The sequence below is a fragment of the Eubacterium sp. CAG:161 genome, assembly GCF_000432355.1.
Lineage (GTDB): Bacteria > Bacillota > Clostridia > Lachnospirales > Lachnospiraceae > Eubacterium_G > Eubacterium_G segne.
The window spans coordinates 27,001-45,489 of record NZ_HF991862.1 but is presented as its reverse complement, the minus strand read 5'-3'; the positions used below and the strand labels follow the sequence as shown (position 1 = coordinate 45,489).

Below are 18,489 nucleotides of genomic sequence, written 5' to 3'. Positions count from 1 at the left end.
TTGAATTTACAAATGGATAGAAGAAAAGCAGAAAATTATTCAAGTAATGCGCAAAAAATAAGAGTTATGACAGAAAATTGGGTAGATAAAAATATGTTTTGTCCTTACTGTGGTAATCCATATGTATCTCATTTTGAAAACAATAGACCTGTGGCTGATTTCTTTTGCCCTTCATGTATGGAAGAATATGAGTTAAAAAGCAAAGGTACATCTATTAGCAATAAGGTAAATGATGGAGCATATAATACAATGATTGAAAGGATTACATCAGTCAATAATCCTAATTTCTTCTTCATGCATTATAACAAAACCAATCTTCAGATTGAAAATTTTGTTATGGTACCAAAATATTTTTTTTCGCCAGACATAATAGAAAAGAGAAAGCCATTGTCAGATACAGCAAGACGGGCAGGCTGGACAGGATGTAATATTTTATTGGGAAGAATCCCGGAAGAAGGAAGAATTTATATTGTACAAAATGAGAAGGAAGTATCTATTGAAAAGATAATCGAAAAAGTACATAAAACAGAATTTTTACGTGGTAGTAAGTTGGATGCAAGGGGATGGACTTTGGATGTGCTAAATTGTGTTAACATGATTGAAAATAAAAATTTTACTTTGGAACAGATGTATAGATTTGAAGAGTTTCTTGCGGGAAAACATCCGGATAACCATCATATAAAAGAAAAAATAAGACAGCAATTACAAATGTTAAGGGATAATGGAATTATAGAGTTTATAGGAAGAGGACGATACAAAAAAATTGGTTGACTTTTGGGGCTAATGCTGGCATAAACACAAAAAGGGGATATTGATAGGCGGTTAGCCCGGTATGTGGACGGATTAGGATAACCGCCTACCGAATAGGGTAGCATTTATATTATGATGACAACAAAAGGATGTAGGCACAATATATTTAAAGTATGACGTTGTAAGTAACGAAAATGCTTATAATTTTATTTCACAATCAGGAGGCAAAATTATGTTTAATATCATAAAAGAGGTTATTGTAAAATGGGATCCCATTCATTTGATGGGATTTGCACCCCAAGATGAGTATGATTACGAATGTCAATTAATATTGGACAGATTTGTAAAAGGTCAGGAAATATTAGGGGAAATAATATATGAAGTGTTTCGCGAAAGTTTTGGTGAAGAGTTTAGAATTGATATATCAAAATGTATGGAAATAGCTGAAGAAATGGAAGGGAGAATAGGCAAACAATGCAGGAATTACTAAAGAAAAAACTAAAAGAGGAAAATTACATCACCAGATTACCGGTTTATTTTATAGGATTGTTTATTATGACATTAGGAATTTCAATGTCAGTGAAATCTGATTTTGGAGTTTCGCCGGTCAGCTCAATACCTTATACCATAACATGTATTACTGGAATGGAAATGGGAAAAGCAACAATACTTTTTCATGTAGGACTGGTGGTTCTTCAAATAATAATTTTAAGAAAAGATTTTAAAATAAAAAATTTATTGCAGGTATTTGTGGGAATTGTATTTGGATACTTTACAACATTTTCTAATTACCTGTTTTCATTTTTACCGGATGTTGATAATATGATTATCAGGATAGCATTAATGCTTGGCAGCGCGGTATTCATTGCCGTGGAAATATTCTTTTATTTGCTGGCAGATATTGTACCCTTAGCAGGGGAAGGTGCTATGCAGGCAATAACTGAAAACTCCAATATTGCTTTTAACAAAGTTAAAATAGGATTTGATGTATCTATGGTTTCGGTATCTCTTATATCCTGTATAGTTGTGCTAAAGGCGTTTGGGTCAGTTGGCATGGGAACTGTTGTGGCAGCAGTCTTAGTTGGAACGGTATTAGGGGCTGTTACTAAAGCATTTGGAGCAAAGAGAGATTATTTATTAGTAGCAGAAAGAAGATAAAAACTATGAACAAGATACTTATTGTAGATGATGAAAGAGAAATTGCTGATTTAGTTGAAATTTATTTAGAAAATGACGGATATCAGGTTTACAAGTTTTATAATGGAGAAGATGCCCTTAACTGTATACTTAATAATGACATAGATTTGGCAATTTTAGACGTTATGCTTCCTGATATTGACGGATTCTCACTTTGCAGAAAAATAAGAGAAAAGTTTTACTTTCCTATCATTATGCTAACGGCAAAGGTAGAAGATATGGATAAAATAACGGGACTTACAATTGGAGCAGACGATTACATCACAAAGCCTTTCAATCCATTAGAACTTTTGGCGAGGGTTAAAACTCAGCTTAGAAGGTATACCAGATATAATGGGTTGGAAAATCAGGAGGATAATCAATATGATATTAGGGGACTTCATATCAATAAAGAAAATCATAGCTGTTATTTAAATAAAAAAGAAATATTTCTCACTCCCATTGAATTTGATATATTGTGGTATTTGTGCGAAAACAAAGGCAAAGTAGTGTCTTCAGAGGAACTGTTTGAAGCTGTATGGAAGGAAAAATACATGGACAGCAACAACACAGTAATGACTCATATTGCGAGAATCAGGGAAAAGATGAAAGAGCCGGCAAGAAATCCTAAATATATAAAAACCGTTTGGGGTGTGGGCTACATAGTTGAGGAATAAATAAATGAAAAGTAAAATAACAGGGAGATTCATAAGAAAATACATAGTAACAGGTGCGGTTTTTACTCTTTTAGTTATTGGGTTGGCTGTGGGAGCTGTTATATTATGTCATACCAGAATATGGTATGGAGATGACCCTACCTATATATTTCTAAAAATGATAGACCAAAACAAGTGGCAGATAGGCATTGGTTTTGTGGGCATTGGATGGATTATTATAGCATGTTTTTTTATGGTGAAATGGATTGGATATATTGGTGAAATTGCTTTGGCTTCAGAGAAACTTGCCGATTTGTCAGAGGATACAATTATACTTCATGACGATTTGAAGGAAATTCAGGATCAGTTAAATGAATTAAGAAAAAAAGCAATTAAAAATGCCAGGGTTGCAAAAGAGGCGGAGCAAAGAAAGAATGATTTAATAGTATATTTAGCCCATGATTTAAAAACCCCCCTTACAAGTGTTATAGGCTACCTTACCCTGCTGAGTGAGGAACCGGACATACCGGCAAAAACACGGGCAAAATATGTGGGAATTACTTTAAGGAAGGCAGAACGCTTAGAGGAACTAATTAATGAATTTTTTGATATTACAAGATTTAACCTTAGCAAAATTGAAATTGATTTGGAGAAAACCAATTTAAGCAGAATGATTGAGCAGGTGTGCAATGAATTTATCCCGGTTCTTATGCAAAAAGGTCTTACATGGAATCTGGCAATTACTCCTGACATTTTTATTATGTGTGACACTGACAAAATCCTAAGGGTATTTGATAATCTTATAAGAAATGCCATAAATTACAGTTATAATGATACGGAAATAAAATGTAGTCTTACATTAGAAGACAATGTTGTATATTTCAAAATAAAAAACAAGGGAAAGACTATTGCACCTGAAAAATTAAAGCGTATTTTTGAACAGTTTTTCAGGCTGGATTCCTCCCGTGGGACAGCTACCGGCGGCGCAGGGTTAGGACTTGCCATAGCAAAAGAAATAGTGGAACTTCACGGCGGAACAATTACAGCAGAAAGTAGGGATGAAAGCATTGCCTTTCAGGTGGCACTTCCATTAAGTGAGCCTTAAGAATTTCGTAAGAAATATGCAAGTGTTTTGAAACAATGGTTATACAAATAATTAAAACATAAAAATCTCCTATAAGTTAAACTTTTAATGAAAACAAAGTATAACTTGTAGGAGGTTTTTTACATATGAAAAGGAGAAGAAGGAGAAAAATAAGAGTTGTAAGGGTGACAATTTTTGTAGTAGCTATACTTATTGTAATATTTGTAGGAAGTAAAGGGGCAGGTTTTCTCATAAACCTAAAGCAAACAGACACAGAAGAGGTTACGGCAAAATATAAAGCAGAAACTCCCGTAAAAAGAGATTATAATGAAGCAGAGAAAAAATTAGCCGGGCTATCTGAAAAATATCCGGAATTTAAGCCAATATATAATAACAGAAATGAGTATCCGCAGGAAATAATAAAATCTCTTTGCAATACGCCTGAAATGATTGAATTTGTTAAGGGATACTTAGATTCAGGTAATAAGGCAAAGGGAGGTCTTACAAAGAAAGAAAAACAGGCGAAAATACCATTACTGATTCAGTGGGATAAAAGATGGGGGTACGCACCTTATGGAGAATCAGATATAGGAATGGCAGGGTGTGCACCAACGTGTTTATCCATGGTAATTGTAGGATTAACTCATGATGACAGTGCGACACCATATGAGGTAGCAAAGTACGCACAGGATAATGGGTACTATGTGGAAAATACGGGAACATCCTGGGGTCTTATGACGGAGGGGACAGCAGATTTTGGCGTAGATGGCAGGGAAATATCTCTTGACAGAGAAACGGTTATGTCTAATTTGCAGCAGGGAAATCCCATTATTTGCAGTGTAAGACCGGGAGATTTTACAACGGAGGGACATTTTATTGTACTTACTTCTGCTCAAAATAATAAGGTAAAAGTAAATGACCCTAACAGCAGATCAAGGAGCCGGTTATGGGATTACGACAAAATTGAAGGACAGATAAAAAATCTGTGGGCTTTTAGTTTAAAATCTTAAATAAAAATTTTCTAATACAAATTTTATTGATTTTATCAATTAAATATGTATAATACTAAGGTAGGGAACCTGGACTGGATATGTACGGTATGGTTCTTTACTATTGTTGATATAATATTCTGCATGGCAGATATTAATTATATCACAAAATAAGAAGAAAAGAGGTTTTAAGGCAACATGGCAGAGATTAATTTAAGCAAGTATGGTATTACAGGTACCACAGAAATCGTGTACAACCCTTCTTATGAATTATTATTCGAAGAAGAAACAAAGCCGGAACTTGAAGGCTACGAAAAAGGAAAGGAAAGTGAACTTGGTGCAGTTAACGTTATGACTGGTATTTACACAGGACGTTCACCTAAAGACAAATTTATCGTAGAAGATGAGAATTCAAAGGACACTGTATGGTGGACAACTGATGAATACAAGAATGACAATCATCCGGCTAGCAAGGAAGCTTGGGAAACAGTAAAGGATATTGCAATTAAAGAACTTTCAAATAAGAAGCTTTATGTTGTAGATGCTTTCTGTGGAGCAAACAAAGATACACGTATGGCAATTCGTTTTATCGTAGAAGTTGCTTGGCAGGCTCATTTCGTAACAAATATGTTCATTAAGCCAACAGCTGAAGAACTTAAGGACTTTGAACCTGATTTCGTTGTTTACAACGCATCAAAGGCAAAAGTTGAAAATTATAAAGAATTAGGACTTAACTCAGAAACAGCTGTAATGTTCAACATTACAAGCCGTGAGCAGGTTATTGTTAATACATGGTACGGTGGAGAAATGAAGAAAGGTATGTTCTCAATGATGAACTACTATCTTCCACTTAAGGGAATTGCTTCAATGCATTGTTCAGCTAACACAGACTTGAATGGTGAAAACACAGCAATCTTCTTTGGACTTTCAGGAACAGGTAAGACAACACTTTCAACAGATCCTAAGCGTCTCCTTATTGGTGATGATGAACATGGTTGGGATGACAATGGTGTATTCAACTTTGAAGGTGGATGCTACGCTAAGGTTATCGACTTAGATAAGGATTCAGAACCTGACATTTATAATGCAATCAGACGTGATGCACTTCTTGAAAATGTAACACTTGATGAAAATGGAAAGATTGATTTTGCAGATAAGAGCGTAACAGAAAATACACGTGTATCTTATCCAATTAATCATATTGAAAATATTGTACGTCCTATTTCATCAGCACCTGCAGCAAAGAACGTAATTTTCTTACTTGATGAAAATGGAAAGATTGATTTTGCAGATAAGAGTGTAACAGAGAATACACGTGTATCTTACCCAATCAATCATATTGAGAATATAGTAAGACCAATTTCTTCAGCTCCAGCAGCTAAGAATGTAATCTTCCTTTCAGCAGATGCTTTCGGAGTACTTCCTCCTGTATCAGTTCTTACACCTGAGCAGACACAGTACTACTTCTTATCAGGATTTACAGCAAAACTTGCAGGTACAGAACGTGGAATTACAGAACCTACACCTACATTCTCAGCATGTTTCGGACAGGCTTTCTTAGAGCTTCATCCTACAAAGTACGCTGAAGAATTAGTTAAGAAGATGGAAAAGAGTGGCGCTAAGGCATACTTAGTAAACACAGGATGGAACGGAACAGGAAAGAGAATCTCAATTAAAGATACAAGAGGAATTATCGATGCTATCTTAAATGGTGATATTTTAGATGCACCTACAAAGAAGATTCCTTACTTCAACTTTGAAGTTCCAACAGAACTTCCTGGAGTTGACCCTGCAATTCTTGATCCAAGAGATACTTATGCTGATGTTTCAGAATGGGAAGCTAAGGCTAAGGACTTAGCTGAAAGATTCAACAAGAACTTCGCTAAGTACGAAGGAAATGAAGTTGGTAAGGCTTTAGTTTCAGCAGGACCACAGATTTAATAAGAAATTATTGATATAAAAAGACAACCACGTTTGGGATTATCCATAAACGTGGTTGTTTTTGTGTATTTAAGACTATTTATAATGTTGCCGTATAAAAATTAGATAATTACATGTTTTCACAAATGAAATCCGTTATTTTCCTTACAGATGTACTCATTGCTATGTTTTTGTTGGTTACTAAACATATTTCACGTTCAGGTAAAGGTTTTTCTAATTCAATAGGAAAAACTTTGCCGGCAGCAATAACCTCTTCTGCTAATTCCTTAGGATAAAAACCTATGCCCAGGTTGTGGATTACCATAGGAAGAATCTGATCTGTGGTGGCAACCTCCATGTCAGGGTTAAAGGGAATATTATTACTTATATAGTATTTGTTATATAACTTATGAGTTCCGGTTCCTTCTGATAATGTAATAAGAGGAATTTCTGTTAAATCCTTTAGGTACTGTTTGTGAGCTGTAAGATATTTATATTTTGGGCCACAAATCAATATTTCCTCATATGTGGTAAGGGAAAACTGATTCATGGTCTTTTTTAACTTAAAGGGTGTTGTAACAACAGCAAAATCTATTAAATTAGCTTCTAATGAACGAATGGCATCAGGAGAAGAGTAGTTAAGTATACGGATACGCACATTAGGATATTCCTTGCGAAAAAATTCCAACTTGCTTAACAGTAAAAGCCTTAAGGCGTTTTCACTGGCACCAATGGTAATAATACCGTTTTCCAAGGTTCTATCCTGACGCAATTCTTCTTCGGCTAAAGAAAGCTGCTTGTATGCAATGGCAACATGCTTATATAATTTTTCGCCTTCAGGGGTAAGAACAATGCCACGGTTAGAACGGAGAAATAATGTACATTCTAATTCCTGCTCTAAATTGTTCATGCATCTTGTAATATTAGGCTGGTTATTGTGAAGAATATCAGCAGCCTTTGTAAAACTTTTATATTTTGCCACAAAATAAAATATTCTGTAATAGTCATATGTAATCAAATTTTTGCCCTCCTAAAACACAAAAATATAGTTAATAAACAGTTAACATTGTGCTTATATTGTAATATTTGTGAAAAAAATGTCAATGTTTTCGTGAAAAATAGCTTTTTAGACACGAGCATAAAAAATAATATAGTAAAAATTGCCATAAAAATGTGACAATTGTACAAAAAACTCGTCAATATAACTTAATTCAAAATTATAATACAAAAATAATATAATGAATATATCAAATATGTATTTTACATATTACAAAACTTGGAAGTATAATACAAACATCGAAGAAAATACATTAATAATTGTCTTAGAAAGGGGTGAAACTGTTGAATGACATCGTGGACAGATTGTTAGAAGAATTAAACTGCGATACAGTTTTTGAAATTCCAATCTTTGGCGGGATTCCAATTTATGAATCGGTTGTGGTAACCTGGATTATAATGGCTGTAGTATTTCTTTTATGTATTATTTTTGTAAGAAATCTTAAGGTTGAAAATCCTGGTAAAAAACAATTGGTTCTGGAGACAGCAGTTCAGGGACTGTATAATTTCTTCAAGGACACAATAGGGGAGCATGGAACTGCATACATACCATATCTTATGGCAGTTGCACTTTACATAGGTATTGCAAACCTGATTGGTCTGTTAGGTTTTAAACCACCAACAAAGGATATGAATGTTACGGTAGCTTTAGCAGTTATGAGCATCGTGTTAATTGAAGTATCCGGAATAAGACAAAAGGGTACTAAGGGCTGGCTGAAAAGTTTTGCAGAGCCTATGCCAATTGTATTACCAATAAACGTTTTAGAGATTTTCATTAAACCGTTGTCATTGTGTATGCGATTGTTTGGTAACGTACTTGGATCTTTTGTAATTATGGAATTGATAAAAATTATAATTCCTCCGGTTTTACCGGCAGTATTCAGTTGTTATTTTGATATTTTTGACGGATTAATACAGGCATATGTATTTGTATTTCTAACCGCATTGTTTATTAAAGAAGCCACTGAATAAATAATAAAAAATATAGATAAGAAAGAAAAGGAGAAATCAATATGTCAACATCATTATTAGTAGCAATAGGAGCAGGAGTAGCAGTATTAACAGGTATTGGAGCAGGTATTGGAATCGGTAAGGCAACAGCATCAGCATGTGACGCAATTGCAAGACAGCCGGAAGCAGAAGGAAAAATCAGTAAGTCACTTCTTTTAGGATGTGCACTTGCAGAAGCAACAGCTATTTATGGTTTCGTAATTGCATTGTTAATAATCCTTCTTTTAAAATAATAAAGCAGAAAGGCAGGAAAGCATATGCTTAGTTTAAATGCATGGAACATTATATGGATAGTTGTCAATCTGTTAGTTTTGTACCTTATATTTAAAAAATTCCTTTTTCAGCCTGTGTTAAATGTAATTAAAGCAAGAGAAGATTTAATTAATGAACAGTTAGAGAATGCTAAAAAAACTAACGAAGATGCATTGGAGAAGAAAAAGAACTATGAGGAACAGTTAAGTCTTGCAAAGGGTGAAGCAGATAAGATTATCATGGAGGCAAGAGAACGTGCTGAAAGTGAAAAGGTTAAAACTATGGAAAAAACCAGAAAAGAAGCACAAACCATGATGGATAGGGCAAAAGCCGATATTGCAAGAGAGGAAGAAAGTGCCAGAAGGGCAGCTCAGGCTGATATTGCCAGACTTGCTATGGTAGCAGCAGAAAAAATTATAAAATCAGGTGATGAGAGTGACAAGAGAATCAGTAAATAATGCAAAGGTATTATACCGTTTATCTTTTGACAGAAGTGAAGTAGAAAGAGCACAGGAGATTTACTTTTTGAGTTCTAAGTTACAGCAGGTTATGAATAACCCAACCATACCTTATGAAAAAAAGGCGGATATACTGGAAAAGATTTTTTCTAAGGCTGGTATTTCAGAGAAACTTGTAAAGTTTTTTCAGGTTATGTGTAAGCATAATGAAAGCTGTGAAATGAAAGATATTTTTAAAGAGTATTATCGATATAGCGATAAAATGAAAAAAATAATAAGAGCACAATTCTTTTGTACTTCATCAGTTACTGCAAAGAAAGAGGAGAAGGCAAAAGAATTACTTTCAGAGAAGTATAGCGGCTACACCATAGATTGGAAAAAAACAGTTGATGATACTTTGCTTGGCGGTTACATAGTAAAAGTTGGAAATATAGAATATGACAAAAGCTATAGAAACCGTTTAAGACAGCTGGAAGAAAAATTAACCGGGAGGTGAAATAAGTGAGTGCGATTAGTGCAACAGATATAATCTCTATTATACAAAGTGAAATCGAAGGTTTTGATTTCAACGAAAATGGCGAAAAAGAAACAGGAACCGTTATATGGGTAGGCGATGGTATTGCAACCATATATGGAATCGAACATGCCATGTATGGTGAGATTGTTGTTTTTGATAATGGAGTAAAAGGAATGGTTCAGGATATCCGTCAAAATGAAATCGGATGCATTTTGTTTGGACGTGATACGGGAATCAAAGAAGGAACTAAGGTAGTAAGAACAAAGAAAAAAGCCGGAGTTCCGGCAGGAAAAGGTTTTATAGGCAGAGTTGTAAATGCATTGGGAGAACCTATTGACGGAAAAGGAAACATAGAAGAAGAGGCATACATGCCGGTGGAAAATGAAGCTCCCGGCATTGTAGAGCGTAAATCAGTAGATACACCAATGGAAACAGGAATTTTGTCCATTGACTCAATGTTCCCTATTGGACGTGGTCAGAGAGAGTTGATTATCGGTGACAGACAGACAGGAAAAACATCCATTGCCACAGATACCATAATCAATCAGAAGGGCAAGGATGTTATATGTATATATGTTGCCATTGGACAAAAGGCATCAACTGTAGCAAAGATAGTTTCAACGTTAGAAACTCATGGGGCAATGGATTATTCCATAGTAATGTCATCTACAGCCAGTGATGCAGCATCATTACAGTACATAGCACCATATGCAGGTACAGCCATGGCAGAGTATTTTATGCATCAGGGAAAAGACGTACTTATTGTATACGATGATTTATCAAAGCATGCGGTAGCATACAGAGCCATATCATTATTGTTAGAGCGTTCACCGGGACGTGAGGCATATCCGGGAGATGTATTCTACCTTCATTCAAGATTGTTGGAGCGTTCAAGTAAGTTAAGTGATGAATTAGGTGGCGGTTCCATAACAGCCCTTCCTATTATTGAAACTCAGGCAGGAGATGTGTCAGCATATATTCCTACAAACGTTATTTCAATTACTGATGGTCAGATATTCCTTGAAAGCAACTTATTCTTCTCAGGTATGAGACCGGCAGTAAACGTTGGTCTTTCCGTATCCCGTGTAGGTGGTGCGGCACAGACTAAGGCAATGAAGAAAGCAGCAGGAAGCGTAAGAATTGATTTGGCACAGTATAGGGAAATGGAAGTGTTTACCCAGTTTTCATCAGATTTGGACGAAACTACAAAGAAACAGCTTAATCACGGAAAAGCTCTTATGGAATTATTGAAGCAGAAGCTGTGTAAGCCTTATTCATTACATGAAAAGGTTCTTATACTGCATATGGCAAATAATGGAGTTTTTGATGATATTCCAACTGATGAAGTTAAGTCATATTGCGGAGAAGTATTAAATTATATTGATTTGAAGCATCCGGAAATTTCAGAGGAAATAGAGACCAAAAAAGATTTATCAGATGAATTGTCAAAGGCAATATTAGCAGCAGCTGATGAATATAAGGCTACTAAGTAATTGATGGATTTTTGAAGTAAGAGAGGTCAGAAATGGCAAACACAAAGGAAATTCAGGAGAGAATGGCGAGTATCAATGATACACTTAAAATAACAAATGCAATGTATATGATTTCCTCGTCAAAGTTAAAAAAATCAAAGAAAATGCTGGAAGATACGGAACCTTATTTTTACGCGTTACAGTCTCAGATGGGGCGAATTTTAAGACATGTTCCGGATATGGAAAGCATATTTTTCAGAACAAGTGAAAAAAGTCCTGAAGAAAAGAGAGCCGGGTACATTGTTATTACGGCGGATAAAGGACTTGCAGGTTCATACAATCATAACATATTAAAAATTGCAGAAGAACATCTGAAAAGTCAGAAGAAGCACAAGCTTTTTGTACTGGGAGAGGTAGGAAGGCATTATTTTGAAAAAAGAGGATGCCATATTGATAAGCAGTTTCATTACACAGTTCAGAATCCTACCTTAAACAGGGCAAGAAACATTACGGAGGAATTACTTCTTTCATATGTAAAGGGTGAACTTGATGAAATATATATTATATATACAAAGATGGTTAGTCCCATAAAGGAAGAGGCGGAGCTTTTACAGTTACTTCCTCTTAAAAAAGCAGACTTTCAGGTTCAGATTCCGGCAGGAATACCTATAGAGCAGGTATCCTTCAGACCATCGCCGGAGGAGGTTATGAACAGAATTGTTCCAAGATATATTGAAGGTTTTGTATATGGTGCTTTAGTTGAAAGTTATTCCTGCGAACAAAATGCAAGAATGATGGCTATGGAAGCTGCAACTAAAAGTGCTAAAGATATGTTGCATGAATTAAGTATTTTATACAATCGTGCAAGACAGGCTGCCATTACTCAGGAAATTACCGAGGTAATAGCAGGTGCAAAGTCTCAGAAAAAGAAAAAGTAGCATAATACATAGAATTTATCTACAGTTAAGATTCATAAAATGGAGGAACATTTTATATGGAAACAGGAAAAATAGTACAGGTTTTAGGTCCTGTTGTGGATGTTGTCTTTGAAAACGGAAAGCTTCCGGCAATTAAAGATGCATTAGAAGTACAAAACGGTGACAAAAAATGTGTTATGGAAGTGGCACAGCATATAGGAAATGATGTTGTACGTTGTGTAATGTTAGCGTCAAGTGAGGGACTTTCAAGAGACATGGAAGTAGTGGCAACGGGAAGTGGTATAAAGACACCTGTTGGTGAAAAAACATTAGGTCGTCTCTTTAACGTATTAGGAGAGGCAATAGATGGTGGCGAGCAGCCTGACAGTGAAGAAAAATGGGTAATTCACAGAGAAGCACCTAGCTTTGAAGAACAAAATCCTGCACAGGAAATATTAGAGACAGGAATTAAGGTTATTGATTTGTTAGCACCATATGCAAAAGGTGGTAAAATCGGTTTGTTCGGTGGTGCCGGTGTTGGTAAGACAGTGCTTATTCAGGAACTTATCAGCAACGTAGCAACTGAGCATGGCGGATATTCCATATTCACAGGTGTTGGAGAAAGATCCCGTGAAGGTAATGATTTGTGGACAGAAATGAAAGAGTCAGGGGTTCTGGAAAAAACAGCCTTAGTGTTCGGACAGATGAACGAGCCACCTGGAGCACGTATGCGTGTTGCTGAAACAGGACTTACAATGGCAGAATATTTTAGAGATGTGGAACATCAGAATGTATTATTGTTTATAGATAATATTTTCAGATTTACCCAGGCGGGTTCAGAGGTATCAGCCCTTTTAGGACGTATGCCGTCAGCGGTAGGTTATCAGCCAACCCTTGCCAATGAAATGGGTGAACTTCAGGAAAGAATTGCCTCTACAAAGAATGGTTCAATTACATCAGTACAGGCAGTATATGTGCCGGCTGATGACTTAACTGACCCGGCACCTGCTACAACATTTGCCCATTTGGATGCTACAACAGTTTTATCAAGAAAGATTGTTGAACAGGGTATTTACCCGGCAGTTGATCCCTTGGAGTCTACATCACGTATATTAGAGGAAGATATTGTTGGAAAAGAACATTATGATGTAGCACGTAAGGTTCAGGAAATTCTTCAGAAATACAAGGAATTACAGGATATTATCGCAATTCTTGGTATGGAAGAGTTATCAGAAGATGATAAAATGCTTGTATATAGAGCAAGAAAAATCCAGAAGTTTTTGTCACAGCCATTCCATGTGGCAGAAAACTTTACAGGGGTTAAAGGTGTATATGTTCCTCTTAGCGAGACAATAAAGGGCTTTAAGGCTATAATTGACGGCGAGATGGATGAATATCCTGAGAATGCATTCTTTAACGTAGGAACTATTGAAGATGTAAAGAAAAAAGCTGAAAGTATGGCTGAATAATGTTACAAAATTGGCTTTTGATACTCACATCATAATACATTGTTTTCAAATGAAAACGGAATGGGGTAACATATGGCAACAAATACATTTAATTTAAATATAATTGCCGCAAACAGAGTGTTCTTTTCGGGAAAATGCTCATCGGTTATTGTGCCGGCACATGACGGTCAGGAAGAAATTATGGCACACCATGAAAATATGGTAAGTGCCGTGGAAAATGGAGTCTTGAAGTTCAAAAAAGACGGAGAAAAAGACTACGAAACAGTTGTAGTTGGTGCAGGCTTTGTTGAAACCATAAATAACCGAGTTACGGTTTTGGTGGAAACTGCAGAGAGGCCGGAAGAAATCGATAAGGTAAGGGCTGAGGAAGCAAAAGAAAGAGCTCAGGAGCAATTGAGACAGAAGCAGAGTATCCAGGAGTATTACCACTCCAGAGCATCTCTTGCAAGAGCAATGACAAGACTTAAGGCTACAAGCGGTAAATAATTTACGAATGAAATGATATAAAGAATTAATTTAGCAGTTGGAGTGTTAATGGTGAAATATCCATTAAATACCACAACTGCTTTTTTTATAAAAGTTGAAAATAACGTGGGAACACATTGAAAAAAGAAACAATTATAAAATTAGAAGCCTTTAATAAGAAAAAACAACATTATATAATTTAAGTATATTATTATCATAAGAGAGGAGAGTTGTTATGAAGAATAGAATATTGGCTTATATAGTAATTATTGCCACGGTTTTTCAGATGTTTTCAGGGATATCCCATGACTTTAAAAGTATGAATGTAATGGCGGATGAAAATGAATTATCACAACCGAAAATGGTTGATGGTACATATCAGATTTCAAGTGCAAAGGAATTAATGTGGGCAAAAGAAAATCCCGGTAAGGACTATATACTTACTAGTGACATTGATTTATCAGGATATGAAAATTTTCAGGGAATTGGAACTGAAACAGAACCTTATTCAGGGGAATTTAATGGAAATGGACATTCTATAAAGATAGGAATTAACAGGACGGATTCAACAGAGGAAATAGAGAAAATAGGCCTGTTTAATTATGTTTCAGGAGAAATACATAATTTGGTTGTTACAGGAAGTATAAATGTTTCTGTGGCAGGTGGATATGTAGGAGGAATTTCAGCTGTACTATCAGGAGGATATATATATGACTGTACAACGGATGTAGCAATTAACGCCACAGGAACGAAAGAGGCGCTAAATGTAGGTGGAATAGCAGGAGGTGTGAAAAATGAACAAAAGGAAAGTACCATTGAAAACTCTGTGAATAATGGTGAGATAAATGTTAATGCCATGTCAGCCCAAAGAGGAGAAAATGATTATAACAACGGTACATCAGGAGCTGTTGGCGGAATAGTAGGGTTAGTGGTTGCTAAAAGTGGTGTTAAAGTAGCAAGAACCATTAATAATGGTGAGATTATTGTAAATGGCGGTAAGGACAATATAGGTGGAATTGTGGGACAAACTTCCGTTAATGAAAATTCTACATATGTTGATATAAGTTATTGTGCCAATAAAGGTAATATAGAGGTATATAAAACAGAAGGGGAAAGAGCAGCAGGAATTATAGGATATGTTAAGAGTGGAAAAATAAGATATTGTTACAATGTGGGAAATGTAGTGGAATACACTGATAATGGAAATACATTGGCAAGAAACGGATATGGAAATTATTTTGGAATATTTGGTTATGCAAACCTGTCATCTGATAATAAGTTGTCTGTATTATATTGCTATAATGCCAGTGAGAAAAAACTTGAGGCAGAAATATGTGCAGTTAGAAATCCTTCTAATGGAGAATTTAAAAACTTCTATATGTCAGGCAGAAGTGAATATGAAACAGAATTAAACAGTAATGCAACAGCAGGTACAGCAGGAGAAACATTTCAAAATTCAACTGAATTGTATAATAAAATAACAGCTTATACTGAGGGTGCAAGTGCCTACAGGAAAAACAGTCAGGGTGGTTATCCGGTGCTTTATTTTGAAAAAAACGCTGTATATGAAAGCAATCCCACAGATAATGATACAGTAGATGTTAAGTTAGAAAATATGCCAAAATACATTGACGGAGTGGTTTCTGATAACATTTATAATTGTGGCCCGGGTATGGCAAGTGATGAAAATGGAACCACATCAGAGGATGCAAAGATGGTTGTAATAAAAGATACAAGTAGGAGCACTTTTGAGGATTATGTAGACAAGTTAGTGTGCAGAGGGTACGGGAAAACGAGCAAGAGAGAGATGGAAAACAATATGTATTATACTTTAACTAAAGCCGGACGTATATACTATATATATTATACTTATAGTAAAAATGAAGTAAGGGTAATATGCGATTATGCTTCAAATACATTGCTTTCAAACATCAGCACAAAACTGACAGGTGACAGTGAAACAGAAATGTATATGTATAGCATAGATTACACTAAAGGAGAATCAACTACCAGTGTAACGGATTACTGGCAGATAGATTGTGGTATGATGTTTATAATAAAGCTGGCAGATAACAGTCTGTTCTTAATTGACAGTGGACATGAAAGGCAGTCATCAAAGGAGGCAATGGCAGCTGAACTTAATTTTATGAGGAAAATAACAAATACCTCCGAAAATGATAAAGTTAAAATAAGAGGATGGTTTTTCTCACATGCCCATGGAGATCACGTTTTTGGGGCACATCAATTTGTAACAATGTATCATGACTACATCGATGTGGAAAGTGTGTTGTTTAATTTCCCGGCATATGGAGTCGTAGGTGGTTATGATGGGGGAACCTTTAAAATGAAAAAGGCATTTAACACATATTTTCCGAATGTTAATCATGTATCTCTTCATACAGGACAGAGGTTTTCAATGCAAGGGGTTAATTTTGACGTAATGTGTACGCATGAAGATTGGGTAGGTACTGATGGAAAAACCACTTTAGGCGGTGACATGAATACAGCATCCACAGTGCTTAAGATTACAATAAACGGAAAAAGTCTTATGTTGCTAGGGGATATTACAAAAAGTGACCAATTGGAAAAAATGTACGGAAATGAGCTAAAAAGTGATATGGTTCAGGTTGCCCATCATGGATATAACCGCCTTACATCTTTATATAAAGCCATTGGTGCAAAATATGCTATATGTCCTAATTCGGAAGAAAATGCAGGGCTTAATAGCGGTAACAAACAAAAATTGCAGGATATTTTAGATGCAGGTGCAACTAAAGCAATATTTGCAGGGGAATATACCTACAAAATAACAACAGATAACGGAATACAAATGAGTACCTATGATAATTATAGAAAAGAGCTGGGAATAGATTTTGATGCACCAGGTGGCAATTTAAGCGAAGTAAATGGGAAAAATGCCGTAATAGGAAGTGATAGTGATATTGAAAAGGGAAAAAAATTAAGAGATGAGTTAATAACAGTGTCTGTAAATGGTTCACCGGTATCATCAAAGAATGCAGGAAATGCCATAAGAACAGAAAATGCATATATGGCATTTGACGGTTCAACATCCACGAAATATTGTACGGAAACCATACCGGCAAATATAAAGTGGAAGACAACTAAACCGGTTTCCATAGATGAATATGTTTTATATACTGCAAATGACACACAAAATAATCCTGGAAGAAATCCCGTAAAATGGATATTAAAGGGTTCAAATGATGGAAAAAACTGGAATATAATTGATGCTGTGTCAGATGGAAATTTACCAGCTAAAAATTATACAGGAACTATTTTTAAATCAAAGAATCCGGGAAAGTATTGCTATTTCGCAATTTGCTTTTTGGAAATAAACAGTGGAAACATATTACAGTTATCAGAAATTGAACTAATAGAGAATCAGCAGCAAAACATATCAGATAAGGTTAATGTTCAGGGATTTCAGATTAGCAATGTATTAAAGGGAATTAGAACAGTATCCACCGTGGAGCCGCAAATAGACGGCATGGAAGTGACTGAATTTGGTAACGTTTACGGTGTATATGAAAATGGTGTAAGTGAAGATGATATGTATGTTGGAAGTGAAAGTAAATATATTTCCACAGTGAAGGCAACAGAAAATGGAATTATTAATAAACAGTATTCATCATCTGAAACGGCTGTAAATTATGTTATGACAATGTGTGACAACGGAACAACAGTGGCTGCATATACAAGAAAGTATTATGTAAGAGCTTATGCAAAACTATCTGATGGTAGTTACCTTTATAGTAAAGTATATAGTTATTCCATATATGATGTGGCAAAAAAACTATATGATAATGCATTAATGTCTACATATGCAGGTCACAGGTATTTATATGAGGATATATTAACAGTTGTTGATAGTAATTACAAAGAAGTAAAGTATAATTGGGGAGGAACTATAGCAAGATAAATAACAAAAAAAGTGGTATAATGAAGTCATAAAAATTAAGGGAGATAAGTTATGACCGATATTAACACAGATACAATAAAAAACATGATTAACCTTGCAATAGAGCAGATAAAATATTCATACGCCCCTTACTCTGATTTTAAGGTAGGAGCGGTGCTCATGTCAAAAACAGGAAAGTTATACACGGGATGTAATATTGAAAATGCAGCATATACTCCTACAAACTGTGCTGAACGTACGGCATTTTTCAAAGCCATAAGTCAGGGAGAAAGGGAGTTTATGGGAATATGTATTGTTGGAGGAAAAGGAGGAAAAATAGAAGAGATGACAGCACCCTGTGGCGTTTGCAGGCAGGTG

18 protein-coding genes are annotated in these 18,489 nt (G+C 35.4%); 17 read left to right on the top strand and 1 reads right to left on the bottom strand.

Going from position 1 to position 18,489, the window contains the following annotated elements; translation table 11 throughout:
* The first annotated feature begins 12 nt into the window (after window positions 1-12).
* The 7 genes from Q5O30_RS05405 to Q5O30_RS05375 all read left to right on the top strand — a co-directional run bounded on the left by Q5O30_RS05405 (window position 13) and on the right by Q5O30_RS05375 (window position 6,596).
* Window positions 13-771, top strand: a complete 759-nt coding sequence (locus tag Q5O30_RS05405) for a DpnI domain-containing protein (RefSeq protein WP_186840029.1) — start codon at window positions 13-15, stop codon at window positions 769-771.
* 211 nt (window positions 772-982) lie between these two features.
* Entirely contained in the window at window positions 983-1,240 is a 258-nt protein-coding gene (locus tag Q5O30_RS05400; RefSeq protein WP_021952734.1) for a DUF1871 family protein, read from the top strand.
* A complete protein-coding gene (locus Q5O30_RS05395) occupies window positions 1,225-1,908 on the top strand; it encodes a YitT family protein (protein ID WP_021952733.1) in 684 nt (227 codons plus the stop codon). The genes Q5O30_RS05400 and Q5O30_RS05395 overlap by 16 nt, the downstream gene beginning before the upstream one ends.
* A 5-nt stretch (window positions 1,909-1,913) precedes the next feature.
* Window positions 1,914-2,603 carry a VanR-ABDEGLN family response regulator transcription factor gene (vanR, locus tag Q5O30_RS05390; protein ID WP_021952732.1) on the top strand — a complete coding sequence of 230 codons (690 nt, stop codon included), beginning with the start codon at window positions 1,914-1,916 and terminating at the stop codon, window positions 2,601-2,603.
* A 4-nt stretch (window positions 2,604-2,607) separates the two neighbouring features.
* A complete protein-coding gene (gene vanS, locus Q5O30_RS05385) occupies window positions 2,608-3,687 on the top strand; it encodes a vancomycin resistance histidine kinase VanS (RefSeq protein ID WP_021952731.1) in 1,080 nt (359 codons plus the stop codon).
* 125 nt (window positions 3,688-3,812) lie between these two features.
* On the top strand, window positions 3,813-4,676 hold the full coding sequence (locus tag Q5O30_RS05380; RefSeq protein ID WP_021952730.1) for a C39 family peptidase: 864 nt from the start codon (window positions 3,813-3,815) through the stop codon (window positions 4,674-4,676).
* A gap of 177 nt (window positions 4,677-4,853) precedes the next feature.
* On the top strand, window positions 4,854-6,596 hold the full coding sequence (locus Q5O30_RS05375; protein ID WP_021952729.1) for a phosphoenolpyruvate carboxykinase (ATP): 1,743 nt from the start codon (window positions 4,854-4,856) through the stop codon (window positions 6,594-6,596).
* Between the two features lie 109 nt (window positions 6,597-6,705).
* On the opposite strand, the gene Q5O30_RS05370 is transcribed toward Q5O30_RS05375, so the two are convergent.
* Window positions 6,706-7,593 carry a LysR family transcriptional regulator gene (locus tag Q5O30_RS05370; RefSeq protein ID WP_021952728.1) on the bottom strand — a complete coding sequence of 296 codons (888 nt, stop codon included), beginning with the start codon at window positions 7,591-7,593 and terminating at the stop codon, window positions 6,706-6,708.
* A 344-nt stretch (window positions 7,594-7,937) separates the two neighbouring features.
* Between Q5O30_RS05370 and Q5O30_RS05365 the strand changes: the two genes are divergently transcribed.
* From Q5O30_RS05365 to Q5O30_RS05320, 10 genes are all read left to right on the top strand, one after another.
* Window positions 7,938-8,603: a F0F1 ATP synthase subunit A gene (locus Q5O30_RS05365; protein ID WP_370553108.1), complete on the top strand. Its 666-nt coding sequence runs from the start codon at window positions 7,938-7,940 to the stop codon at window positions 8,601-8,603.
* A 41-nt stretch (window positions 8,604-8,644) separates the two neighbouring features.
* A complete protein-coding gene (gene atpE, locus Q5O30_RS05360; RefSeq protein ID WP_021952726.1) occupies window positions 8,645-8,875 on the top strand; it encodes an ATP synthase F0 subunit C in 231 nt (76 codons plus the stop codon).
* A gap of 24 nt (window positions 8,876-8,899) precedes the next feature.
* Entirely contained in the window at window positions 8,900-9,352 is a 453-nt protein-coding gene (gene atpF, locus Q5O30_RS05355; protein ID WP_021952725.1) for a F0F1 ATP synthase subunit B, read from the top strand.
* Window positions 9,330-9,848: an ATP synthase F1 subunit delta gene (gene atpH / locus Q5O30_RS05350; RefSeq protein WP_302624937.1), complete on the top strand. Its 519-nt coding sequence runs from the start codon at window positions 9,330-9,332 to the stop codon at window positions 9,846-9,848. Before atpF ends, atpH begins: the two co-directional genes overlap by 23 nt.
* Window positions 9,849-9,853: 5 nt before the next feature.
* Window positions 9,854-11,362: a F0F1 ATP synthase subunit alpha gene (gene atpA, locus Q5O30_RS05345; protein WP_021952723.1), complete on the top strand. Its 1,509-nt coding sequence runs from the start codon at window positions 9,854-9,856 to the stop codon at window positions 11,360-11,362.
* A gap of 32 nt (window positions 11,363-11,394) precedes the next feature.
* Window positions 11,395-12,279: an ATP synthase F1 subunit gamma gene (atpG, locus tag Q5O30_RS05340; RefSeq protein ID WP_021952722.1), complete on the top strand. Its 885-nt coding sequence runs from the start codon at window positions 11,395-11,397 to the stop codon at window positions 12,277-12,279.
* A 56-nt stretch (window positions 12,280-12,335) separates the two neighbouring features.
* Window positions 12,336-13,727, top strand: coding sequence for a F0F1 ATP synthase subunit beta (gene atpD, locus Q5O30_RS05335; protein ID WP_021952721.1), 1,392 nt, complete (start codon window positions 12,336-12,338; stop codon window positions 13,725-13,727).
* A 72-nt stretch (window positions 13,728-13,799) separates the two neighbouring features.
* Window positions 13,800-14,213 (top strand): ATP synthase F1 subunit epsilon, encoded by a 414-nt coding sequence (gene atpC / locus Q5O30_RS05330; protein WP_021952720.1) that lies wholly within the window; start codon window positions 13,800-13,802, stop codon window positions 14,211-14,213.
* Between the two features lie 214 nt (window positions 14,214-14,427).
* Window positions 14,428-18,132 (top strand): hypothetical protein, encoded by a 3,705-nt coding sequence (locus Q5O30_RS05325; RefSeq protein ID WP_021952719.1) that lies wholly within the window; start codon window positions 14,428-14,430, stop codon window positions 18,130-18,132.
* 51 nt (window positions 18,133-18,183) lie between these two features.
* Window positions 18,184-18,489: cytidine deaminase (locus Q5O30_RS05320; protein WP_302674604.1), on the top strand; the 306-nt coding region annotated here is incomplete at its 3' end.